Raw genomic sequence first — 23614 nt, forward strand, 5'->3', positions numbered from 1 at the left:
TGTGGCAGCTGGATCCGCGGATCGCCTATCTGACCGGCGACAGCGTGCCCGCGGGTGTGCGCGGATTCCGCATTCTCGACCTGCGGGATCCCGACCCGGGCCGCCCTGTCGGTACCCGGTTGCGCCGCGGTCAGGCCGAGACCGACGAGGAGGCGGAATCCTCGCTCGCCGTGGAATTCTCGTTGCGCAGCACGCCGTAGAGGAAGCTGCGCACCATCTCCTCGAACAGGCTCTTGGACGTCAGCGTGTTCTGCGCCAGCGCCCGCGCCAGGACCGGCTGTGATTCGGGGTCCACATTGGGGAAGATCGTGGTGCGCGTGCTCGGACCGCGCACGGCGTCGGTGAGGGCCGCGCCCAGTGTCAACCGCTCCATCCCGTCGAGAATCTGCACATGCAGATGCGTCGGCACACCGGAGGCCTCGAGAAAGCGGGCCGTCTCCTCGTAGGTGCCGATGAGCAGATCGCGCGGCAGGTACTGCAGCAGGATCGGCGCGGCGTTGGGGTGACGCAGAATGGAGCGGCGCAAGTTCAGAGCCAGCTGCACGAAGAACTCCGGCCAGTCCGGCCCCGGTTTGCGGCGCGGGATCGTGCCGGCGCCCGCGATATGGCGGGCCACCGCGGACAGAATCGCCGATCGGTCGGCGAAGTGGTGATACAGCGAGGGCGCGCTCACGCCGATGTATTTGGCGAGTTTCGGCAGGCTGAACGCGTCGAGGCCCTGCGAGTCGATGATCTCGATGGACGCCGCGATCACTGCGGAGCGGCTGATCAACGGTTGCGACGGTCGGGGCATCTGCGGCTTTCCACTCGGGGTCGCGCGAGGTCAGTTACCTAGCGCCGTTAAATTGGATGGTAGCCGGTGCCCGGTGGGTTGCCGTGCTCCGGCACCGCGTCGGCGAGGAATTCGAGCAGACCTTCGGTCAGCACGTCGTTGTCGTCGCCGCCGACCATGTGACCGGCCCCGCGCACGTCGATATGGCGGGCGCCGGGAATCAGCGCCAACAGATCGCGAACCCCGTCCGCGCCGACCACATCGGATCGGTCGCCGCGAAGCAGCAAGGTGGGCACCGAGATCCGCCGTGCCGCCGAGCGCGCCCGGTGTTCGCGCAGCGCGGCGTGGCCGGGGCCGTTGTCGCGATGGGTGAGGATGCGCGGATCCCAATGCCAGTACCACCGGCCGTGGCGCAGGCGCAGATTCTTGCGCAGCCCGTCGGGGCGGGGTGGCCGGAGCCGATGCGGGTTGTAGGCGGCGACCGCGTCCGCGGCCGAGTCGAGGGAGTCGAATCCGGCCAGTCCGTCGCGCATGAAGGCGGTGATCCGGTCGACCCCGGCCGGTTCGGATTTCGGCGTGATGTCGACGAGTACCAGGGCCCGCGCCAGCTCCGGATGGTCGCCCTGGGCCAGCAGCGCGGCCAGCCCGCCCATCGACGCACCGACCAGGACCACCGGGCCGGGCAGTGTGGCCACCAGCGCGACCACGTCACGCGCGTGCGCGGTGATCGCGTAATCACCGTCGTGGGCCCAGTCGCTGTCGCCGTGCCCGCGCGCGTCGACGGCCAGCGCGTGCCAGCCGTTGTCGGCCAGCCTGATTCCGGTGCGCCGCCATGAATGCCTGGTCTGGCCGCCGCCGTGCAGCAGGACCACCGTGGCGGGTGCGCCGTCGGCACGCGCGCCCCAGCGATCGGCGACGAGAGTGACGCCGTCGCCCGGTAGCCGGACGACGGTGGCGATGGCGTTCATGGCGTGGTAACTCCTTCGCTGCGGTACACGGATGGTGGTGTGGTGCAGGGATGTTCAGTGCCCGGAGGTGCCGCCGTCGACGGCCAGGGTGGAGCCGGTGATGTAGCCCGATCCGGGCCCGGCCAGGAACACCACCGCCGCATCGATCTCGCGCTGGGTGGCGGTGCGCCCGAGCGAACAGTCCCGCAGGAATTCCGCCAGGGTGTCACCGGCCATGTCACCGATCATGTCGGTGTCGACGAATCCCGGCGCTATCGCGTTGACACGGATACCTTTTCGTCCCGACCACTGATGGGACAGATCGCGGGTCAGTCCGATCAGACCGGCCTTGCTCGAGGCGTAGGCGGCCTGCGGCAATACCGATTTGACCAGGCCGAGCATGCTCGCGACGTTCACGATGCTCGCGCCGGGCCGCATCACCCGGGCGCAGGCCGCCGCCATCCAGTACGCGCCGAACAGGTTGACCTCCACAACCTTTCGATAGTCGTCGGGCTGCTCGCGGGTCGCGGGCGCGGCATGGGTGACCCCGGCGTTGTTGACCAGGATGTCCAGCCTGCCGAACTCGTCGATCGTGGCGCGGGCCAGCGCGTCGCACTGCTCGGGGTCGGTGACGTCGGTCGGCACCACCAGGCACCGGCGGCCCCGTGCTGTCACGGAGCCGGCGACCTCTTCGAGTTTGTCGCGCCGGCGTGCGGCGACGACCACGTCGGCTCCGGCCTCGGCCAGTGCCCGCGCGAACCCCGCGCCGAGCCCGGCGCCGGCGCCGGTGACGACCGCGACGCGTCCGGTGAGCCCGAACAGGTCCAGAACCGATCCGCCCGGGTGGTCCGCTGTGTCCATGCGATGACTTCCTGTGGGGTCGTCCAGTAGGTTAACGGTTATAGGTTTATACATTATTGTGGCGATGTGCAAGTGCATTCTAGCTGGGTATTGCGCCCCATTAACCTAATGGCTTAAGATTTAGCGACGATGTCCGGAGGGGATGGATCGGTGTGATGAGCGAAGAACGGGAACCCCGCCGGATGCGGGTGATCGGCAAGCGGGCGGCGGCCGCGGGTGTCGCCGCGGTGACGCTGGCCGACCCCGACGGCGGCCCGGTGCCCGAATGGCAGCCCGGCGCCCACATCGACCTCGTGCTCGGGGACATGACCCGGCAGTACTCGCTGTGCGGCGACCCGGCCGACCGGGAGTCGTTGACGGTGGCCGTTCTGCTCGAACCCGGCGGCCGTGGTGGCTCGGCGTATGTGCACGACAAACTCGAGATCGACGACGAGATCGTGATCGCGGGGCCGCGCAACGCTTTCGGGCTGTCGCCGGCGCCGTCGTACCTGTTCGTCGCCGGGGGGATCGGCATCACACCGCTGCTGCCGATGCTGCGGTCGATCGAGGCCCGCGGGCTGCCGTGGCGACTGCTGTACGGCGGACGGACCCGTGCGAGCATGGCCTTCGCCGAGGATCTGGCCGCCGCGCATCCCCATCGGGTCGATCTGCGCCCGCAGGACGAGTACGGGCTGCTGGATCTCGAGGCCGCCCTCGACGGCCTGTCGCCGGATGCGGCGGTCTACTGCTGCGGGCCGGAGCCGCTGTTGCGCGCGGTCGAAACCGCCTGTGGCGCACGCGATGAGCTCACCCTGCAGGTCGAGCGGTTCGCGCCCAAGGCCGTCGATCCGGATGCGCCCTCGGACTCGTTCGAGGTGGAATTGGCGCGGACCGGGGCCGTGGTCACCGTCGCGTCCGGTGAATCGGTACTCGACGCACTCGAACGTCGCGGTGTGGATGCCGAGTTCTCCTGCCGGGAGGGTACCTGCGGAACCTGCGAGGTCGCCGTCCTGGCCGGGCGGCCCGACCATCGCGATTCCGTACTCACCGCCGACGAGCAAGCCGCCGGCGACGCCATGATGATCTGCGTCTCCCGCAGCTGCACGCCCCGGCTGATTCTCGACCTCTGAACCCCGTTCTGCTTCCTTCGAATCCCTACGTCAGGAGATGACCGTGTCCCAGCCGGAACCCGCTGCCCGCTACGAGGTGAACGACCACATCGCCGTGGTCACCTTGAATCGGCCCGAGGCGCTCAACGCGGTCGACGCGGAGCTGTCCGCCGCGGCGGGAGCGGCGCTGGAGCGGGCCGCCGCCGATCCGCTGGTGCGGGCCGTGGTCGTCACCGGCGCCGGGCGAGCGTTCTGTGCCGGGGCGGATCTCAAGGAGCTCGCCGCCGGTAACAGCGTCTACGACCCCGATCATCGGGAATGGGATTTCGCCGGCATCGTGCGGCACTGGATTCCCAAGCCGGTGATCGCGGCGGTCAACGGGTTCGCTCTCGGGGGCGGCACCGAGATCGTCTTGTCGGCGGACCTCGCCGTCATCGACGAGCGGGCGTCGCTGGGGCTTCCCGAAGTCACTCGCGGGCTGATCGCCGCGGCCGGGGGCGTGTTGCGCATTCACCGGCAGGTGCCGCCCAAGGTCGCGGCCGAGATCGCGCTGACCGGTCGTCCGATCTCGGCGGCTCGCGCATATGAACTGGGTCTGGTCAACGCCGTGGCACCGGCGGGCGGTGCTCTGGCCGCCGCGCTCGAACTCGCCGGGGTGGTCGCCGCGAACGCGCCGCTGGCGGTGCAGCAGAGCAAACGTGTCATGCACGAGAGCGCCGTGGCGCACAACGGCTGGGGTGAGCAGGACTGGGCTGTCAGCCGGGCCGCGGCCCGCGTGGTGATGAGCAGTGCGGACGCCAAGGAGGGGCCACGGGCCTTCGCGGCGAAGCGCACTCCGCGTTGGAGTGGGCGATGACCCGAGAGGTGATGCAACATGAAACAAATATCGATTGACGTAATATGTAAACAAATGTAGTGTGGGTCACACCACCGGCCGAACTCGGCGGCGATACCGCCCGTGTCCAATCCGGTGCTCCCATCGCGAATCATCCAGAATTCCGACGCCGGATCGCCGGCCGTCCAGCTCGTGGGTCCACCGAGGTCGCCCTCCGAAACCACTGAGCCTGAAGCCATTTCACAACGAGAAGGACCACGATGGCTGCGACAATCGCTTCCGCCCTGTACTGGTGGGCAGACACCGCACCGAGCCGCACCGCTCTGATCGTCGAGGACGAGACCCTCACGTATCGAGAGCTGCAGGACTGGTCGAGCCGGGTGGCGCGACGCGTCGCCGAGGCCGGAATCGAGCCGGGCGATCGGGTCGGCGTACTCGGGCCGAACTCCCTGACCTGGCCGGTCCTCGCGCTCGGCGTACTGAAGGCCGGTGCGGTACTGGTGCCGCTCAATCCGCGGCTCACCGCGGCCGAATTGCGCAAGGTCGTCGATGACTCGGGCGCCGTGCTGACGATCGCGCCCGCGGAGTTCGCCGAACGCATCGAGCAGACCCGGACGCTGGGCGGTGATTTCCGGTCGCTGTCGTTCGACGACTTCCTCGATCTGCGGTCGGGTGAACGTGACGACTTCCGCGTCGACGTGGCGCCCGACGAGGCCGTCGCCCTGCTGTTCACCAGCGGCTCCACCGGACTGTCCAAGGGGGTCATCTGCACCAACCGGACGCTGCTGAGCATCGTCTTCGAGGCCACGCTCACCGAGGAGGGCTTCCGGCCCGGCTGCACCTCGTTGCTGCTGCTGCCGTTGGTGTTCACTCCGGGCCTGGTGTGGGGTCTGCTGATGTCGGTGGTCCTGGGCAACACCCTGGTCGTGGAGAAGGAGTTCCGGCCCGGCCGCGCGGTCGGGCTGATCGGGCGGCATCGGGTCAACGCGTTGTTCGGTGTGCCGCTGGTGTGGGAATCCATCGCTCGCAGTACGGAATTCGCCGGCACCGACCTGTCCTCGCTGCGCACGGCCATCGTCGGCGGTGCGGCGGTCACACCGGCCCTGCTGCAGGCATGGGCGGACAAGGGCGTGGCCCTGCGGCAGATCTACGGGATGACCGAGTCGGGCGGCGTCGCGACCGCGACCACGCGGGAAGAAGCCTTCAGCCACCCCGGAAGTTGCGGCGCCGGTTCGATTTTCACCGAATTGAAGGTGGTCCGCCCCGACGGGACCGAAGCCGGTCCGGGGGAGGAGGGTGAGATCGTGGTGCGCGGCCCCGGCGTCACGCCCGGCTATTGGAACGACGCGGAAACCACCGCGCGGGCACTGCACGGTGGCTGGCTGCACAGTGGTGATCTGGGCACCCGCGACGACAATGGCCGCATCACCTTCGTCGATCGGATGAAGGACCTGATCATCACCGGTGGTATCAACATCTCGCCGGTGGAGATCGAACGTGTCATCGCGGATCTGGACGGCGTCGAGGAGGTCGCGGTGATCGCCGCGACCGACGCGCGATTCGGTGAGACGCCCGCGGCGATCGTCACCGTCAGCGGCGATGTCGACGTCGCCGCGATCATCGCGCACTGCGACGGGCTGGTCGCCGATTACAAGGTGCCCCGCTACGTGATCATCCGGGACGAACCGCTGCCCCGGCTGCCCAGCGGCAAACTGTCCAAGACCGCGATTCGCGCCGAATACCGTGATGTCGCAGACCGATTCGAGAAGGTGCGATGAGTGTGAACGCCGAACCGCTGGTGGCCGACGATCGTCCGGTGCTGATCGAACGGCGCGGTGAGATCGCGATCGTGCGCCTGCACCGCCCCGATCGGCTCAACGCGTTCACCGCCGAGATGTGCGAGCGCATCATCGCCGCCTTCGACGAGACCGATGCCGACGACACGGTTCGTGCGGTCGTGCTCACCGGGACCGGCCGCGCGTTCTGCGCCGGCGCCGATCTCGCCGCCGGAGGCGACACCTTCGTCCTGGGCGACGACCCGGACTCCGGGGGCGCGCCCGCCGACAACGGCGGCCGCGTCACCCTGCGGATCCATCGGTCGCTCAAGCCGGTCGTCGCCGCGATCAACGGGCCCGCCGCCGGTGTGGGCGTCACGATGACCCTGCCCGCCGACATCAGAATTGCGTCGGAGACAGCCAAATTCGGCTTCGTCTTCACCCGCCGAGGTCTGGTTCCGGAAGCCTGCTCGACCTGGTTCCTGCCGCGTGTCGTGGGCATCTCCACCGCATTGGAGTGGACGCTGAACGGGCGGATGGTGAGCGCGCGTGCAGCGCTGGAGGGTGGCATGGTGCGTGAGCTGGTACCCGCCGACCGCGTCCTGGACCGGGCGATCGAGCTGGCCCGCGACCTCGTATCCGGTACGGCTCCGGTCTCGGTGGCGCTGACACGGCAACTGATGTGGCGCATGCTCGGAGCCGACAGCCCCGAGGTCGCACATCGCGCCGAGTCCGAGGCGATCTATCTGCGCGGTGTGTCCGACGATGTGCGCGAAGGCGTGGAATCGTTTCTGGCCAAACGAGATCCGATTTTCCCCGACCGGGTGTCGGGTGGGCTCCCGGACCTCTTCGAGACGCCGGCCGGCCCGTAGGGCGGCGCACCCTGTATCGGGACGCCTCGCGTCATCGGCTCCCGGTGTTGATGGTGCGCCGGATGAAGAACTCGAAATGATCGGGCAGCAGCCATGCCTGGCTCCAGTTGACGATGGATCCGGCCGTGGTCCTGGTGAGCTCGTCGAACAGTAACGACACCGCCCCCTCGGCGGTGTCGAGCTGCGTCGATTGTGCCGCGGTGAGGGCCACCGGCGTCAGCTTGCAGTCCGAGTGGTCGACTTCGAGTTCGGTGTGGGCGAGCAGGACATCGAGGACCGACCCGCGGAATTCGCCGGCGAGAACGGAGTGCGCCAGCACGCCGGCCGGCACCCAGTCGATGATCAGCCCGACCTTGACGTTGCCGTACAGCTTCGTGCGACTGACGAGCGTCACGGCCGAACCGACAGGTATGTCCAGCTTGGCGGCGACCGTGGCGTCCGCGAACCGCTCGGCGATCTCCACGTCGACACTGTCGACCGACTGGTCCTGGCGGGCGGCGAACGTCTCGAAGGAACAGAGCTGATCGATGCCGGACGCGATTGCTTCCGGTCGCGGCAGAACCGTCGAACCGAGGCCCTGGCGAATCTTGATGAAGCCCTTGTCCTGCAGGCTCCGCAATGCCGACCGCACGGTGATTCGCGAGACGCCGTAGCGGTCACAGAGTTCCGCCTCCGTGGGCAGCCGTTCGCCGGCCGCGATCGCCCCGCTCAGAATCAACTCTTCGGTGATCGCGTCGCGGACCTCGTCGGTCAATGAGCGGCGTGCGCGTGACAACTTCGGTCCGGGGAGTGCCGTGTCACGAGATGCCATGGGGGTGAGGGTAACACGAAAAGAAGCACAAATGTCACCTGTTCATAGATTGACTGTTGTCATACAAGTGGCTAGGTTGAGGTGGGCCCCCGGGCCGCTCACCGACCAACGTAGTGATTGTGAGATTGACATGTCGCACACGTACCCGGTGGATTCGCAGGCGATGGAGGCCTTTCTCCTGCGCCTGATCGCCGCGCAGAGCTATTCGACCGAAGAGCAGGATGCGGCCGCGATCCTCCGAGACGAATTGTCGCGTCTCGATTTCGAGACCACCGTCGACGACTGGGGCAATGTAGTCGGGACGCTCCGGCTGGGCGATGGACCGACGGTTCTGCTGGACACCCACCTCGACACCGTGCCGGTGGTGGACCGGACCGAATGGAAACACAAGCCCGAGGGCGAGGTGGTCGGCGGTCGCGTGTTCGGCCGCGGCTCGGTCGACATGAAGGGCCCGATCGCCGCCTGCGTCCACGGCGCCGCCGCGCTCCGGGGGCTCGGGGCGGGCACGATCGTCGTCAATGGCGGTGTCGCCGAGGAACTGGTGGAGGGGCCGGCCGCCGTTCACGTCGCCAGGCGGGTGCGGCCGGACTTCGCCATCATCTGCGAGCCGTCGCGGCGTCGGATCGCCCGTGGGCAGCGTGGCCGCGCGGAGGTGGTCGTGGAGGTCGCCGGGAAGTCCTGCCATTCCGCGTATCCCGCGGCCGGTATCAACGCGGTGGAGGTGATGGCCGACGTGATCACCGAACTCCGTCGTCTGGCGCCGCCGACCGATCCTGTTCTCGGCGAGGGGATTCTGGTCCTCACCGACATTCTGTCCGCGCCCCATCCGGGGTTGTCGATCGTGCCCGAACGGTGCACGGCGACCTTCGACCGGCGGACGCTGGCCGGCGAATCCGAGGACGACATCGTCGATCCCATTCGCGCTGTGGTGGATTCGGTGACGGCGCGGTGGGCGACCCAGGGGTGGGTGCGGATCGCCGACGACGACTACACCACCTATACCGGTGTTCGTGTCACCGCACCGAATTTCGCCCCGGCCTGGTTGTTCGAGGAGGGTGAGCCCATTGTCGAGACGGCCGCGGCAGGTCTGGCATCCGTCGGACTCGACGCCCGGATCGACCATTACCGATTCTGTACCAACGGCTCCGGCACCGCTGGGGCACTGGGCATCCCGACGATCGGTTTCGGCCCCGGTGACGAGGACCAGGCACACACCGTCGACGAATCCATCGCCCTCGACGACCTCCACCTCGGCGCGCAGGGCTATGCCGCCATCGTCGAGAGCCTGCTGAAAGGTGACCACCGATGACGACCGCACGCGGCGTGCTGGCGAACCCAGCCGCCAACGGCCGGAGCGCGGAGTGCGCGGATTCGGCCCCGGTGTCGAGATTCCATGGCTCGCTACCGGATTACCAGCCCACACCACTGGTGTCCGCACCGAGCCTGGCCGAACGCTTGGGGGTCGGATCGGTGCACGTCAAGGACGAATCGAATCGGCTGGCGATGCCGTCGTTCAAGATTCTCGGCGCCTCGTGGGCCACCTTCCGAGTGCTGTGTGATGTGTTCGGTGCCGATCCCGATGTAGTCGCCGATCTCGATGGTCTGCGCCGGCTCGTCGCCGATTCGGAGCTCACACTGGTGGCGGCGACAGATGGTAATCACGGGCGCGCCCTGGCCCGGATGGCCGGGCTGCTGGGACTGGACGCGCAGATCCTGGTGCCACAGGACATGGTGGCGGCGCGGATCCAGGCGATCGAGGACGAGGGTGCCGAGGTCGTGGTGGTTCCGGGGACCTATGACGAGGCGGTCTCGGCGTCGGCGCGGCTCGCCGATGACCGCCACATCGTCGTGTCGGACACGTCATGGGAGGGATACCGCCAGGTGCCCGGGTGGGTGATCGACGGCTATTCGACCATCGTCGCGGAGGTGTCCGAGCAACTGGCCGCATCCGGCGAGCGGGCGCCGACGGTCGTCGTGGTGCAGATCGGCGTGGGAGCGTTCGCATCGGCGATGATTCGCGGTTTCCTCCCGCGAGGTGCGCGCATCATCGGTTCGGAACCCACCCTGGCCGCATGTGTGCTCGAAAGTGTCCGCGCGGGCCGGCTCGCCCGTGTCGGTGGGCGGCTGGACTCCAGTATGGCCGGGCTCAATTGCGGCACACCCTCTCCCATCGCCTGGCCGGAGATGCGGTCGGGGATTTCCACCCTGGTCGCCGTCGACGACGCGGACGCCGAGGAGGCGATGCGTGCGCTCGCCTCGGTGGGGGTGGTCTCCGGCGAGAGCGGCGCCGCCGGTCTCGCCGCGCTGCTGGCCTTCGGTCCGGAACTGGATCTGCGCGCCGACGACCGGGTACTGATCATCTCGACGGAAGGGGCCACCGATCCGGTGGCCTACGCGAAGATCGTCGGATGAATCAGCCTGTGCTGGAGTAATTGTCGGCTCACGTGCGAGTCGGGTGAAGATTCACATCCGGCATGTGGCGACCGCAGGCCGATCCCTCGTCGCGATCCTTCGGAGCCGGTGGACCACAAGTCCACCGGCTCCGTTGTCGTCGCGGTCCGGCCGCGGCGTCTTGTGTGCCGACTGCCGCGGCTTCACTCAGCGTCGGTGAAGTCGCTGGTCGCGATGGATCACCGGAAGCTCAGGGGCGGGAGCCCAGGTCGGCGCGCACGTGGTCGGCCGCGTGCACCGCGGAGCGTGCCGCGGCCTCGATGGTGCCGCCGAGTTCGGCGAAATAGTCGCCCGCGAAATACACGGGCTGCCCGCCGTTTTCGCTGTGCGCCAGCATCGCGTCGAAGTTCGTGCCGGGGGTCTGGTAATAGTTGCCGATCGCCCACTTCTGGACACGGGTTTCGGTCACCGTGCCCCGCAGTTCCGGATAGATCCGATACATGTCGGCGAGGAATCTGCCGGTGATGTCCTCGTCGGGAATCCCGAGCAGATCGCGGGCGGGCTGTCCGCCCGCGTAGCACATCAGGCTGCCACCGCGTGCCGGTCGGGATCGCACCGGATTGCCATGGTTGAACAGCATGTCGAAGGCCATGCCGGGGGTGGTCATCGCGTAGATGTCGTCCCAGGGGGCGGGGCCGCTTCGATCGGTGAGGACACCCATCGCCACGAACGGTCCGTAGGTGATCGACGCGAGGGCGGCATCCAGTTCGCTTGCCAGCCCGCGCACGATCGTGCGCGCCGCGTCGGCGGGGACCGCGACGATCACCCGCCGTGCGAGAACGGTGGTTTCCGCGGTGCCCGTCCGATAGGTCACCGCGGTGTGGTCCTCTCCGGTGACCACTTCGGTGACCTCGGCCCCGAGAATGATCGACTCGGGCAATCGTGAGTGGACGGCGTCGGGGAGCCTGCCGGAACCGCCATCGAGGTTGATGACGGTCTGGCTGTTGTCACCCACCCAGAGCGCCCCGAACAGCGACAGGCCGCAACCGGCACTCTGTTCGTCGATCTCGGCGGCCGCGCGGCGCGCGGCGGACCGGAAGATGGCATCGACGCGTGCGGGGGGCCGGCCGAGCAGATCCCGGAATGTGCGGTGGCTCTCGAATGTCGCGATGCGGCGGCGCTGCGCCAGGACGCTCTCGCCCGGGCGGCGCGTGGTCGCGCGATACCAGAGCCGCACGCGCAGCATGACTTTCAGGCCGGCCAGTGCGAGTGCGATGCGCTCGCGAAGGGTCAACGGCAATGTGAACGGGTAGGTCTCGGCGCGCGGTGAGAGATAGGGCCTGCCGTCGAAGCCGAGGGCGGTCTTGACCCCGGGAATGGTGAGGGTCCGCAGGCCGAGCTCATCGATCATGGTTCCCATGTGGGTATCGCCGCCGGTGAACAGGTGGGCGCCGAGATTCATCCAATAATGGCCCCGGTCCAGCGATTTCAGGCGGCCGCCCAGGCGATCGCGCTGTTCCAGCAGCAGGACGTCCAGGTCGCGCAGCTGCCAGAGGGCGCGCATACCGGCGGGCCCGCCGCCGATGACGACGACGTCATGGATGCGTGCCGGCACCGTGGGTCTCCTTTTCCGCCGCGGAGGCGACGGTGCTCGCGACGTCCGGGGCGTGGATGTGGCGTCCCAGTTCACGGCTGATCGCACCGAGATCGCCGGTGTCGACGATGGACAGCAGCCGCTCGTGGTCGGCGACGACGTCGTGCAGATCGGCGAAGGTCCGGTGATCCGCCGAGAAGAACAGCTGGAGTTGGGCCTCCCAGCCGCGCCACTGATCCAGAAGCAGGCGATGCCCGGAGAATTCGTAGAAGGTGCGATGAAAGGCCATGTGCGCGTCGATGGTTCGAGTGACATCGGCGTCGTCGGCGGCCCGGGCCATGTCCTGTAGTGCGCGGACCAGCTTGCTGCGCCCACCGGCCGCGAGGCGGGGCAGTGCGAGTTCGATCGCATACGGTTCCAGCCTGACTCGCAGACTCGCGATCTCGCCGATGGCCTCGGCGCTGACCTCCGCGACGAATGCGCCCTTGTAGGGGACCTTCACGACCAGGCCCTCGTCGGTGAGGATGCCGAGAGCTTCGCGGAGCGGAGCCCGGCTGACGCCCATGTCGGCGGCGATGTGCGCCTCGCGCAGTTGACTGCCCGGGGTCAGGGTGCCGTCGAGAATCGCCGCTCGCAGCACCCCGGCCACCGTGCCCGGGGTGGTGCGCTGCTCGATCCTGCCGAGCTGGATGTCGCGAAAGGGCTCGGGTCGAGGTGATTTCGGTGTCGTGGTCATCGGCAAGGTCCTCTCCGGTCCCGAACCATCCGCTCGTGCCGGCACGATATCGGCCGACGTGACTGCTGTACTCCGCCGAGCTTAGATGATTGTCGACAGTTCAACAATGCGGGCTGCTGCGGTCGGAAATCGGGCCCGTGCCGACCGTGTGCTGCGGTGGTGGCCGACCGTGGCCCGTGCGCGGAGATGCCCCGCTGATGCTGTTCCACCTGCGATTTCCATGGTGACGGCGAGAATGCTGCGCGTAGCCGGCAGTGCGCCGCCGGCATCGAGGGCTTCCCCTGGACGCCAATCGCCGCTAGTGTTTATTGTCGACAAGCGACGATCTGAATGAGGTGAGCGAACGTGCAGGTTCGAGAACTGAGCAGTTTCACCGTCGATATCCCGACACAGCAGGACGAGTACGTCATGTCGCACGGACGGGTGCTGAGCGCATTCCCGAGTGTTGTCGTCAAGGTCGTCGCCGACGACGGGACCGTGGGATTCGGCGAGGCGGGTACGTTGGGCAGCAACTACCTCGATGGTTTCCCGGCCAGTGCCCGGGAAACCGTTCGCCTGCTTGCCGACTGGGTCTTCGAGTGCGATGTGCTCGAGGCGGGCGTTCTGGTCGACGGCATGGACGACCGCGTCATCGGCAACCTCACGGGCAAGGCCGCCATCGACATCGCCATGTGGGATCTGCGCGGCAAGATACTGGGCCGCCCGGTGGCCCAGCTGCTCGGTGGCGTGAAGCAGGCCTCGTTCCCCGCGGTGAAGGCGATCAGCCTCGCCCACCCGGTCGAGATGGTCGACGCGGTACGGCACGCGTCCGACTTCGGTTACCGGGGCTGGCAACTGAAGATCGGCGACAACCCGATCGAGGACGCCGCCCGGGTGCGTGCGGTCGCGCAGGTGGTGCCCGATGACTCCACATTCATGACCAGCGATGCGAACAAAGGCTGGACCGTGGCGCAGACCCTTCGTTTCGTCCGGGAGATTCGCGACGTCGACACCTACCTGGAACAACCGTGCCCGACCACCGCGGAGCTGGCGCGTGTCCGTGCTACCGCGGACCTGCCGGTGATGATCGACGAATCACTCAAGGAGGGGGCGGATGTACTGGCGGCGCTGGCATCCGGCGCCGCGGATGCGGTGAACCTCAAGATCGTCCGAGTCGGCGGTCTCACCAAGGCCGCCCGGATCCGCGATCTGGCCCAGATCGCCGGTTGGCCGGTCTTCGTCGACGAACCACAGGGCGCCGACCTGGCCACCGCGGGGATAGCTCACCTGGCGGCGACCATCGAGCCCGGCCATTTCCTGGGGGCCGCGTATTTCATGGGCGAGGAGATGAAGATCTCCTACCAGCGCCCGGGCGCCACCACCGGACCGACGATGGCCGACGGCCGGATTCACTACTCCGACGCGCCGGGCCTCGGTGTCGAGATCGACGAGAACTCGCTCGGCCAACCGGATTTCACCATCACCCGCGCACGATCCTGAAGTGCTGGGGGATCCGCGGAGTCGTCCGCCGACCCCCACATTCGGAGCAACCGCGGCGAATTCGAGGAGTAACCATGGAGAAATTGAACAACTACATCGACGGCAAGTCGGTCGCGCCATCCAGCGGCCAGTACTCCTCGATCATCGATCCGACGAACGGCCGGCCCTACATCGAGGTGCCGCTGTCCCGCGGCGAAGACATCGACGCCGCCTGCCTGGCCGCGCAACGAGCGTTTCGCACCTGGCGCCGGACGACGCCGGGAGAACGCAGTCTGCTGCTGTTCCGCATCGCCGATGCGCTCGAAGCCCGCGCCGATGAACTGGTGGCGGCGGAGGTTCGAAATACCGGCAAACCGCTGAATTTCATGCGTGACGCGGAGTTTCCGGGAGTGCTCGAATACCTCCGCTTCTACGCGGCGGCGGCACGGGATCTGCGCGGTCTGGCCGGTGGGTCGTTCGTGGCCGGTCACGAGTCCACGGTCCGCCGCGAACCGGTCGGCGTATGCGGGCAGGTCGCGCCGTGGAACTACCCGCTCGCGATGGGCGTCTGGAAGTTCGGTCCGGCGCTGGCCGCGGGCAATACGGTGGTGCTCAAACCCTCGGACACCACACCGGTCAGTACGCTGCTCGCGGCGTCCATCATCGGCGAGATCCTTCCGCCCGGTGTACTGAACGTGGTGGCCGGCGATCGCGATACCGGCCGCGCGCTGGTGTCGCATCGGATTCCGCGCCTGATCTCGGTCACCGGCAGTGAACGTGCCGGTGTCGAGGTTTCCTCCGCTGCGGCAACGGATCTCAAACGAGTCAGTCTCGAACTCGGCGGCAAGGCTCCCGTACTCGTGTTCGGCGATGCCGATATCGACAAGGCCGTCGCGGGTATCGCCGAGGCAGGCTTCCTCAATGCCGGACAGGACTGTGAGGCCGCCACCCGCGTCCTGGTCGCGGACACCATCCACGACGAGTTCGTCTCCCGATTGGTGGCAGCGGCGCAGGCGACCGAGTACGGGACCGACCCCGACGCTGCGTACGGTGCGCTCAACAGTGCCGCGCATCTGGCCAAGGTCGAGGGATTCCTGGAACGGCTCCCCGCGCACGCGACGGTGCTCACCGGCGGGAAGGCGGACCGGACCGGGGGTGGCTATTTCTTCGAGCCCACGGTGATCAGCGGTGTGGAACAGGCCGACGAGATCGTCCAGGAAGAAGTCTTCGGCCCGGTCATCACCGTGCAGAAATTCTCCTCGGAGGACGAGGCGGTGGAGATGGCAAACGACGTCCGCTTCGGGCTCGCCGCGGGCGTGTGGACCGCGAGTCACGACCGGGTGCTGCGCGTCGGTGACGCACTCGATTTCGGCAAGGTCTGGGTGAACTGTCATCTCGTGGTCGCGTCCGAGATGCCCAACACCGGGTACAAGCACTCGGGTCACGGCAACGACATGTCGGTGTTCGCGATCGAGGAGTACACCCGGCTCAAGCACGTCATGACGGCGGTCGCGCCCGCGTGAGTCGGCGGCCGTCACGGCTTCCCACATGTATTGGCCCGCAAGGCAATTCCACGACGTTTACACGTCGTGAACCGATGACAGAAGAGAGCACATCATGCAGTTTCACGGAATCTTGTCCGCTGTGGCGACCCCGTTCGCCGGTGACACCCTCGAGATCGACGAGCAGCGGCTGCGCGATCTCGTCGACTGGACGATCGGCGCCCGGGTACACGGCCTGGTCGTCGGCGGGTCGACGGGCGAGTTCCCGCGCCTGAGTGCCGACGAGCGCAAGGTGTTGCTCGAGGTCGTGATCGACCAGACCGCGGGCCGGGTGCCGGTCATCGCGCACACCGGTTCATTGAGCACCACCGAATCGATCAGGCTCACCGAGCACGCCCAAACCCACGGCGCCGCAGGTATTCTCGCCGTCAGTCCATTCTACGAACGGCTGTCCTTCCCGGAGGTCGCGTCCTTCTATCGCGGTGTCGCCGGTGCCACGTCGCTGCCGGTGATCGTGTACAACGTGCCCGGACTCACCGGGGTGAATCTGACGCCGGAGAATATCGCCGAACTCTCCGCGTCGGCGTCGAATATCGAGTACGTGAAGGATACGTCCGGTGACTACCACCAGGTCGCTCGCCTGATCCACGACTACGGTGACGTCGTCAAGACCCTCGTCGGCTGGGACACCCATCTGTACGCGGCGCTGCTGGAAGGCGCGGCGGGAACCATCAACGGTGCCGCCAACTTCCTTGCGTGCCAACTCGTCGCACTGGCCGAGGCGGTCGAGACCGATGACCTTGCGGTTGCCCGGTCGACCTGGAACGCGATCTTCCCGGTGCTCCGGTTCCTGCTCTCGGGGGGCTACAACACCGGTGTCAAGGGCGCCCTCGATGTTCTGGGCGCTTCCATCGGCGCACCCCGCGGTCCGATCTCCGAGCTCGATCTCACCCGCCGCACCGAGCTCGAATCGATCCTGAAGGTTCTCGACCTGAATCTCTGAGTCCGCAGCGCATCTCGTGAAAGGCACCAATCCCATGACGTCGGAGAAAGAACTCGATCCGGTCGCCACCATCGTCGACGGGCAACCTGCCCACGGTGGGGCGGATCACCGAATCGCCGTGCTGAATCCCTCGACCGGAGCCCGGATCGCCGAGCTCACGGAATCGTCGGCCGAGCAGGTCGACGCCGCGGTGGCCGCGGCCAAGCGGGCGGCGAAGGATTGGGCCCGCTCGAGTCCGCGGGCTCGCGCCGAGGCACTGTTCGCCGTCGCCGATCTGATGACGGCGAACCTCGCGGAGTTCGCCCGCCTGGAATGCCTCGATGCGGGCAAGCCCTACACCACCGCGCTCGAGGTCGAGGTGCCGGCCATTCTCGACGGCCTCCGCTACTTCGCGGGGGCCGCCCGGTCGACCTCCGCGCCGGCCGCGGGAGAGTATGTCGCGGGCAACACCACGATGGTGCGGCGCGAACCGGTGGGTGTGGTCGCCGCCATCACGCCGTGGAACTTCCCGCTGCTGCAAGCGGTATGGAAGATCGCGCCGGCGCTGGTCACGGGGAACACCGTGGTGGTCAAACCGGCGGAGAACGCGCCGCTGTCCACCACACGGTTCGTCGAACTCGCGAATCAGGTGTTGCCACACGGAGTGCTGAACATCGTGCAGGGCCGTGGGCCCACCGTGGGCGAGCGGCTCGTCCTGCATCCGGATGTATCCCTCGTCTCGTTCACCGGCTCCACCCGGGCCGGTAAACGTATCGCCGAACTCGCCGCGTCCGGTCCCAAGCGACTGGTGCTCGAACTGGGCGGCAACGCGCCGGCAATCGTGTTCGACGACGCGGATCTCGACAAGGCGATACCGATCCTCGCCACGGCCGTGCTGTTCAACGCCGGTCAGGAATGCATGTCGGGCAACCGTGTGCTCGTCGCCGAGTCGCTGTACAGCACTGTGGCCGAACGGCTTTCCGCGGCGATGGCGAGCTGGAAGCTCGGTGATGCCGCCGCTGCCGACACCCGGCTCGGACCGTTGATCAGTGCCGCTCAGCGTGACCGCGTGGCGGAGATCGTGGCGAATCGGTCGCAGCGCACCGAACTCATCATCGGTGGCGCACAAACCGATTCGGAGGGGTTCTTCTACGAGCCGACGCTGATCGGTCGAGTGGCGCAGTCCGATCAGCTGGTGCAGGAGGAGGTGTTCGGCCCGGTCGGGACGATCCAGACCTTCGCCACCGAGGAGGAGGCCCTGCGGCTCGCCAACGACACCCCCTACGGTCTCGCGGCATCGGTGTGGACGCGTGATGTGGGGCGGGCCCTTCGATTCGTCCGAGATCTCGAGTTCGCGAATGTGTGGGTGAACAACCACATGGCTCTCGGCCCGGAGGTTCCCCAGGGCGGGTTCGGAGCGTCCGGTTATGGCAAGGAAGGCGGACAGGATGGGCTCGCCGAGTTCACGCAACTCAAACAGGTTGTCGTGAGTCTGGGCTGAGCTCGGTTCTCCTGGTCCGCACTGCCGGAGCCCCACCCGCGGGGGCTCCGGCGCTCGTCCGCCGCGGTGTGTCGCTCGTGCAACATTCAGCTGTCCGAAAACTGTTCGAAGGTAACGAATTTGTTCAGAAAACTGTTGGTGGCCAACCGCGGTGAGATCGCGATCCGCGCGTTTCGTGCCGCATTCGAGCTGGGTGCCCGAACGGTAGCGGTCTTTCCGTATGAGGACCGGAACTCGGTACATCGATCGAAGGCCGACGAGTCGTATCAGATCGGCACCGCGGGCCATCCGGTGCGAGCGTATCTGTCGGTCGACGAGATCGTGGACGCCGCGGTGCGGTGCGGGGCCGATGCGATCTATCCGGGCTACGGGTTCTTGTCGGAGAACCCCGAGCTCGCCAGGGCATGTGAGCGCGCGGGGATCACCTTCGTCGGTCCCTGTGCGCGTGTGCTCGAACTCGCGGGCAACAAGGCGCGCGCGATCGCGGCGGCGAAGGAGGCGGGCCTGCCCGTGCCGGTGTCCTGCGCGCCCTCCGCCGACATCGACGAGTTGCTCGCCGCATCGGAATCGATGGAGTTCCCGCTGTTCGTCAAGGCGGTGGCCGGTGGTGGGGGACGCGGCATGCGCCGCGTGCACGAGCGCGCCATGCTGCGCGAGGCGATCGAGGCCGCCGCGCGCGAGGCCGAGTCCGCCTTCGGTGACGCGACCGTCTTCCTCGAGCGAGCGGTGATCGACCCGCGCCACATCGAGGTGCAGATCCTGGCCGACCGCCACGGCGATGTCGTCCATCTCTTCGAACGGGACTGCTCGGTGCAGCGCCGCCACCAGAAGGTTGTCGAGCTCGCACCCGCGCCGAACCTCGATCCGGATCTGCGGGCACGTATCTGTGCCGACGCCGTCGCGTTCGCGCGCGCGATCGGCTACAGCGGTGCGGGCACAGTCGAATTCCTGGTCGACGGCCAGGGCCGGCACGTGTTCATCGAGATGAATCCGCGCATCCAGGTCGAGCACACCGTCACCGAGGAGATCACCGACGTCGACCTGGTCCAATCGCAGCTGCGGGTGGCCGCCGGTGAGTCGCTGGCCGAGCTGGGGCTGAGCCAGGAATCGATCGTGCCACGTGGGGCGGCGCTGCAATGCCGGATCACCACCGAGAACCCGGCCGACGGCTTCCGGCCCGACACCGGTCGCATCACCGCGTACCGCTCGCCGGGCGGTGCCGGGGTGCGCCTCGACGGCGGTGCCGTGCTGGCCGCCGACATTTCCGGACATTTCGATTCGATGCTGGTCAAGTTGACCTGTCGGGGAAGGGATTTCCCGGCGGCGGTGCGGCGTGCCCGCCGGGCGCTGGCCGAGTTCCGGATCCGGGGTGTGGCCACCAACATTTCGTTCCTGCAGGCGGTCCTCGACGATGCCGATTTCTGCGACGGACGGGTGACGACGTCGTTCATCGAGGACCGGCCGTGGCTGCTGACCTCACGAACCTCCGCCGACCGTGGCACGAAGATTCTCAATTATCTGGCCGACGTCACCGTGAACAAACCTCATGGCCGGCGCCCGGCCGGAGTGGACCCGCGCACCAAGCTACCGGCCGCCGGCACGATGGCGCCGGCCGCACCGCGTGCCGGCTCGCGGCAGCGGCTGCTGGCCTTGGGGCCGGAGGGCTTCGCCGTGGATCTGCGTGATTCGCCGCGACTCGCGATCACCGACACCACATTCCGTGACGCACACCAGTCGCTGCTCGCGACGCGGGTGCGCACCACCGACCTGCTGGCGGTGGCACCCTACGTGGCCGCGTCGACGCCGCAGCTGTTGTCGATCGAAGCCTGGGGCGGGGCAACCTACGACGTGGCGTTGCGCTTCCTGCACGAGGATCCGTGGGAACGGCTGGCGGCCTTGCGGGAAGCCGTGCCGAACATCTGTCTCCAGATGCTGCTGCGCGGCCGCAACACGGTCGGCTACACGCCGTACCCGGAGCGGGTCACCCGGGCATTCGTGGCGGAGGCGACGGTCACGGGCATCGACATCTTCCGGATCTTCGACGCCCTCAACAATGTCGACCAGATGCGCCCGGCGATCGATGCGGTACGCGAGACCGGAACCGCCCTGGCCGAGGTCGCGATGAGTTACACCGGTGACCTCGCCGACCCCGCCGAGAACCTCTACACCCTCGACTACTACCTGCGGCTGGCCGAGCAGATCGCCGGCGCCGGCGCCCATGTGCTGGCGATCAAGGACATGGCCGGACTGCTGCGCCCGCCGGCGGCGCGCACGCTCGTCGCCGCGCTGCGACGCAACTTCGACCTGCCGGTGCATGTGCACACCCACGACACCGCGGGTGGTCAGCTCGCCACCTATCTCGCGGCCTGGGAGGCCGGCGCGGACGCGGTGGACGGCGCGAGCGCTCCGCTGGCGGGAACGACCTCGCAGCCGGCGCTGTCGGCGATCGTGGCCGCGACGGCGCACACCGACCGTGACACCGGAATCGACCTGAAGGCGGTCTGCGACCTCGAACCGTACTGGGAGGCGGTGCGCCGGATCTACGCGCCGTTCGAGGCCGGTCTGTCCGCGCCGACCGGACGTGTCTACGAGCACGAGATTCCCGGGGGGCAGCTGTCGAACCTGCGGCAGCAAGCGATCGCGCTCGGTCTGGGTGACCGCTTCGAGGAGATCGAAGCACGCTACGCCGAGGCCGACCGCATGCTGGGCCGGTTGATCAAGGTCACGCCGTCGTCGAAGGTCGTCGGAGACCTCGCACTCGCGCTGGTCGGCGCGGGCGTCTCGGCGGAGCAGTTCGCCGAGCAGCCGGGCCGCTACGACATCCCGGCCTCGGTGATCGGTTTCCTGCTGGGTGAACTCGGCGAGCCGGCGGGCGGGTGGCCGGAGCCCCTGCGAAGCCGCGCGCTCGAAGGACGAAGCGGCGCAACACCTGTCAACGAGCTCACCGGTGACGACCTGGTGGCGCTCGACATCTCGGGGCGGAAACGTCAGCTCACGCTCAACCGGCTGCTGTTCCCCGGCCCGGCCGGGGAGTGGGAATCTCATTACGAGACCTACGGCAACACCTCGTGTCTGCCGACGAACCAGTTCTTCTATGGGCTGCACAACGACGAGGAACACCGGGTCGAACTCGAACCCGGAGTCGAACTGCTCATCGGCCTCGAATCGATCGGTGAACCCGATGATCTGGGCATGCGCTCGGTGATGTGTGTCCTCAACGGGCAGCTGCGGCCGGTTTCGGTACGTGACCGTTGCGTCGACTCCGCCGTGGCGACCGCCGAACGCGCGGACCGCTCCGAACCCGGTCACATCGGCGCCCCCTTCGGTGGGGTCGTGTCGTTGTCGGTCGAACTCGGCGACGAGATCGCGGCCGGCGATGTCATCGGCACCATCGAGGCCATGAAGATGGAAGCAGCCGTGACATCGCCCACGGCGGGGACGGTCACCCGGATCGCCATCGATCCCATCGCCCAGGTCGCGACCGGAGACCTCCTCGTGGTGATCGGCTGAGGCGGGCGTCCGACGACGACAGCGCATCGAGCCACCGCGGGCTTTCGCGGATGGTCATGCGCTGTCTTTCGTCATCTTCGTCACCACGATCGGTCCCGACCATCCACACGGAAGTCCGCAGGCCCCCTCGGTGGTCGTCACCGTTGTGTCATTTCCGTAGTAGGTCGTGACGAGGAATGCCTGTGTCGTGTAGCCGCACTCCGGGCAAGGGCGAAAATGGTTGAGTATCTCCCGGATTCGCCGCCGCTGCACGATATGGGCGGGATCCGGCGAGGCGGTGGGTCGACGATGCGCATGCTTTTTCATGGTGATCATTTCCGTGTGTGGTCCGGTTTCGGTCATCGGGCGGGGGAGCGGTCCCAGTGCGCGATGAAATGGAGCAGTGGGATTCGCCGGCGTGGTCGCGTTGCCGGAATCCGAAGTTGTGACGCCATCCCGGTGCTGCCGCACGGTGTTCGGGCGGAGTGTCGAAAACGACTACGGCACAACATGTCTGCAATCGACTGCCGAGCGGTGCCCGGCCGATCGTCCTGACTCCGCATTGCCGCTCTCGAATCCGGTTGCGTTGCAGGTCGACAGGTGTGAATTCTTCTCCGTACTCGGCCGCCGGACAATTCTCGGCGAGCCCAGGAAATGCGGCTCGAGGGTGGGCGCTACGCCCACTGTGCCTCGCCCGGGTCAGCGGCGAGGGCTCAGCCGGCCTGGTGTTCGAGCAGTTCGCGTGCGGTGAGAGCCAGTGAGAGTTCCAGATGGTCGCGCGGGCTCTCCAGGCGCCGTCCGAGCAGCGATGTGGCCCGCTGGAGCCGGTTGATGACGGTGTTGCGGTGGCAATGCAGCCGCGGCGCGGCGTGGGCGGCCGAGCAGTTCTCGGTCAGCCAGACCCGCAGTGTGCACAGCAGGACGTCGCGCTCTCTGGCGGGCAGCGCCAGAATCGGACCCAGCGACCTGTGCACCAGCAATTGCGCCAGATCGGGCGATCGCAGCAGCAATGCCTCGGGGTAGCGTGCGTCGAGACAGGTGAGGGCGCCTTCGCCGGGTGTGTTCGTGGTGTCGAGCGCGAGTGCGGCGAGGGTGTGCGCCACATCGATCTCGGCCAGGCCCGTGACGGTGGAGGACAGGCCGGCGCGTCCACCGATGAAGGGCCGCAGCTCATCGGCGACCTGCTGTGGCGAGCGCGGCCCGAGGGGGATCAATCCGACGGTGGAGTCACCGCGGTCGTGCCAGATGGATCGAATTCCCTTGGCCGCCAACGAAGTTTCGGTGCCGAGCCGCAGCGGGTGCGGTTCGCCGACGGCAACGGCCACGACGTAGTGTCCCTGCACGGGAATGTTCAACTCCCGTGCGGCGTGCGCGGCGAAGGGTGCGTCGTGGGCCCGCCCGGAGAGTACGTCTTCGATGAGCGCGTGACGGCGGCGCTCGTCGCGCCGGACCCGATCGAGTTCGGTCCCGCGATACGAGGTGACAAGGGCCGAGGACATTCCATCGATGACAGCCCACATGGCGGTGCCGGTCTCACGGAACACCGATGGCGGGATCGCCTCGCTCCGGTCCAGCAGCGCCTCCCACACGATGCGCCCACCCAGCCGGAAGGTGCGCAGCATCGCCTCGAGCGGAACGCCCTGTGCGGCGCGTTGCCTGCCGATGGCGGCGGCGACATCGTCCTGCTCGGCGCCCGCGGCCTTCGTGCCGAGCAGATCCAGCACCCGAGTCAGGAACCTCCGGCACCCGTCCTGGAGATCCGCCCGAGTGACGGGGGAGTAGTCGGTCCATTCCGGAATGTCGGTGAAGACCGCCTCCATCAGCCGCTCGGTCAGCTGCGCGACGTCGTCGCGGCATGCCCGGACCGATGACGATGCGTCCGTCCGAAGGCAATGCCCCGAATCCGCACGGGTTGCGATGCTGTCCATCGCGGCGGCCTCCTGCTCGCAGTCGGTGTGGTGAGCCACCTGAGGCGCCGGCGTACCGGAGACGGCCATCAG

General features: G+C 67.7%; 20 protein-coding genes. 12 read left to right on the forward strand and 8 right to left on the reverse strand.

Going from position 1 to position 23614, the window contains the following annotated elements:
• On the forward strand, nucleotides 1-200 hold a 200-nt coding region (locus AB0L57_RS20400; RefSeq protein WP_364965093.1), incomplete at its 5' end, for a hypothetical protein.
• On the opposite strand, the gene AB0L57_RS20405 is transcribed toward AB0L57_RS20400, so the two are convergent.
• The 3 genes from AB0L57_RS20405 to AB0L57_RS20415 are packed head-to-tail and all read right to left on the reverse strand — an operon-like array spanning nucleotide 131 to nucleotide 2580.
• A complete protein-coding gene (locus AB0L57_RS20405) occupies nucleotides 131-793 on the reverse strand; it encodes a TetR family transcriptional regulator (RefSeq protein ID WP_364964343.1) in 663 nt (220 codons plus the stop codon). The two genes, AB0L57_RS20400 and AB0L57_RS20405, sit on opposite strands and share 70 nt — an antisense overlap.
• A gap of 47 nt (nucleotides 794-840) precedes the next feature.
• Nucleotides 841-1740: an alpha/beta hydrolase gene (locus AB0L57_RS20410; protein WP_364964346.1), complete on the reverse strand. Its 900-nt coding sequence runs from the start codon at nucleotides 1738-1740 to the stop codon at nucleotides 841-843.
• A gap of 54 nt (nucleotides 1741-1794) precedes the next feature.
• The gene (locus AB0L57_RS20415; protein ID WP_364964348.1) at nucleotides 1795-2580 is read right to left on the reverse strand and encodes a glucose 1-dehydrogenase; all 786 of its coding nucleotides are present in this window, start codon (nucleotides 2578-2580) and stop codon (nucleotides 1795-1797) included.
• Between the two features lie 155 nt (nucleotides 2581-2735).
• Here AB0L57_RS20415 and AB0L57_RS20420 point away from each other — a divergent pair, with 155 nt between their 5' ends.
• The 4 genes from AB0L57_RS20420 (at nucleotide 2736) to AB0L57_RS20435 (ending at nucleotide 7150) form a co-directional block, all read left to right on the forward strand.
• Complete coding sequence (locus AB0L57_RS20420; protein ID WP_364964350.1) at nucleotides 2736-3689, forward strand: PDR/VanB family oxidoreductase; 954 nt, start codon at nucleotides 2736-2738, stop codon at nucleotides 3687-3689.
• Between the two features lie 37 nt (nucleotides 3690-3726).
• Nucleotides 3727-4524 (forward strand): enoyl-CoA hydratase-related protein, encoded by a 798-nt coding sequence (locus AB0L57_RS20425; RefSeq protein ID WP_364964352.1) that lies wholly within the window; start codon nucleotides 3727-3729, stop codon nucleotides 4522-4524.
• 239 nt (nucleotides 4525-4763) lie between these two features.
• Nucleotides 4764-6281 carry an AMP-binding protein gene (locus AB0L57_RS20430; protein ID WP_364964354.1) on the forward strand — a complete coding sequence of 506 codons (1518 nt, stop codon included), beginning with the start codon at nucleotides 4764-4766 and terminating at the stop codon, nucleotides 6279-6281.
• On the forward strand, nucleotides 6278-7150 hold the full coding sequence (locus tag AB0L57_RS20435) for an enoyl-CoA hydratase-related protein (protein WP_364964356.1): 873 nt from the start codon (nucleotides 6278-6280) through the stop codon (nucleotides 7148-7150). The genes AB0L57_RS20430 and AB0L57_RS20435 overlap by 4 nt, the downstream gene beginning before the upstream one ends.
• Before the next feature lie 31 nt (nucleotides 7151-7181).
• Here the strand turns inward: AB0L57_RS20435 and AB0L57_RS20440 are convergent, their stop codons facing one another.
• Nucleotides 7182-7961 carry a GntR family transcriptional regulator gene (locus AB0L57_RS20440; protein WP_364964358.1) on the reverse strand — a complete coding sequence of 260 codons (780 nt, stop codon included), beginning with the start codon at nucleotides 7959-7961 and terminating at the stop codon, nucleotides 7182-7184.
• Between the two features lie 31 nt (nucleotides 7962-7992).
• Here AB0L57_RS20440 and AB0L57_RS20445 point away from each other — a divergent pair, with 31 nt between their 5' ends.
• Entirely contained in the window at nucleotides 7993-9270 is a 1278-nt protein-coding gene (locus AB0L57_RS20445) for a YgeY family selenium metabolism-linked hydrolase (RefSeq protein WP_364964360.1), read from the forward strand.
• Entirely contained in the window at nucleotides 9267-10373 is a 1107-nt protein-coding gene (locus AB0L57_RS20450; protein WP_364964363.1) for a diaminopropionate ammonia-lyase, read from the forward strand. Before AB0L57_RS20445 ends, AB0L57_RS20450 begins: the two co-directional genes overlap by 4 nt.
• Nucleotides 10374-10602: 229 nt before the next feature.
• Here AB0L57_RS20450 and AB0L57_RS20455 read toward each other — a convergent pair whose 3' ends face one another.
• Nucleotides 10603-11967 carry an NAD(P)/FAD-dependent oxidoreductase gene (locus tag AB0L57_RS20455; RefSeq protein ID WP_364964365.1) on the reverse strand — a complete coding sequence of 455 codons (1365 nt, stop codon included), beginning with the start codon at nucleotides 11965-11967 and terminating at the stop codon, nucleotides 10603-10605.
• A complete protein-coding gene (locus AB0L57_RS20460) occupies nucleotides 11948-12682 on the reverse strand; it encodes a GntR family transcriptional regulator (RefSeq protein WP_364964367.1) in 735 nt (244 codons plus the stop codon). Before AB0L57_RS20460 ends, AB0L57_RS20455 begins: the two co-directional genes overlap by 20 nt.
• A gap of 345 nt (nucleotides 12683-13027) precedes the next feature.
• Between AB0L57_RS20460 and AB0L57_RS20465 the strand changes: the two genes are divergently transcribed.
• The 5 genes from AB0L57_RS20465 to AB0L57_RS20485 all read left to right on the forward strand — a co-directional run bounded on the left by AB0L57_RS20465 (nucleotide 13028) and on the right by AB0L57_RS20485 (nucleotide 21635).
• Nucleotides 13028-14161, forward strand: coding sequence for a mandelate racemase/muconate lactonizing enzyme family protein (locus tag AB0L57_RS20465; protein ID WP_364964369.1), 1134 nt, complete (start codon nucleotides 13028-13030; stop codon nucleotides 14159-14161).
• A gap of 74 nt (nucleotides 14162-14235) precedes the next feature.
• Entirely contained in the window at nucleotides 14236-15663 is a 1428-nt protein-coding gene (locus AB0L57_RS20470; protein WP_364964372.1) for an aldehyde dehydrogenase family protein, read from the forward strand.
• A 94-nt stretch (nucleotides 15664-15757) separates the two neighbouring features.
• Complete coding sequence (locus AB0L57_RS20475; protein WP_364964375.1) at nucleotides 15758-16645, forward strand: dihydrodipicolinate synthase family protein; 888 nt, start codon at nucleotides 15758-15760, stop codon at nucleotides 16643-16645.
• A 34-nt stretch (nucleotides 16646-16679) separates the two neighbouring features.
• Nucleotides 16680-18125, forward strand: coding sequence for an aldehyde dehydrogenase family protein (locus AB0L57_RS20480; RefSeq protein WP_364964377.1), 1446 nt, complete (start codon nucleotides 16680-16682; stop codon nucleotides 18123-18125).
• A 120-nt stretch (nucleotides 18126-18245) separates the two neighbouring features.
• Nucleotides 18246-21635: a pyruvate carboxylase gene (locus tag AB0L57_RS20485; protein ID WP_364964379.1), complete on the forward strand. Its 3390-nt coding sequence runs from the start codon at nucleotides 18246-18248 to the stop codon at nucleotides 21633-21635.
• Between the two features lie 54 nt (nucleotides 21636-21689).
• On the opposite strand, the gene AB0L57_RS20490 is transcribed toward AB0L57_RS20485, so the two are convergent.
• A complete protein-coding gene (locus tag AB0L57_RS20490) occupies nucleotides 21690-21977 on the reverse strand; it encodes a hypothetical protein (protein WP_364964382.1) in 288 nt (95 codons plus the stop codon).
• 350 nt (nucleotides 21978-22327) lie between these two features.
• Nucleotides 22328-23542, reverse strand: coding sequence for a helix-turn-helix domain-containing protein (locus AB0L57_RS20495; protein ID WP_364964385.1), 1215 nt, complete (start codon nucleotides 23540-23542; stop codon nucleotides 22328-22330).
• Nucleotides 23543-23614: the final 72 nt, after the last annotated feature.

This window comes from Nocardia sp. NPDC052254 (genome assembly GCF_040679495.1).
Lineage (GTDB): Bacteria > Actinomycetota > Actinomycetes > Mycobacteriales > Mycobacteriaceae > Nocardia.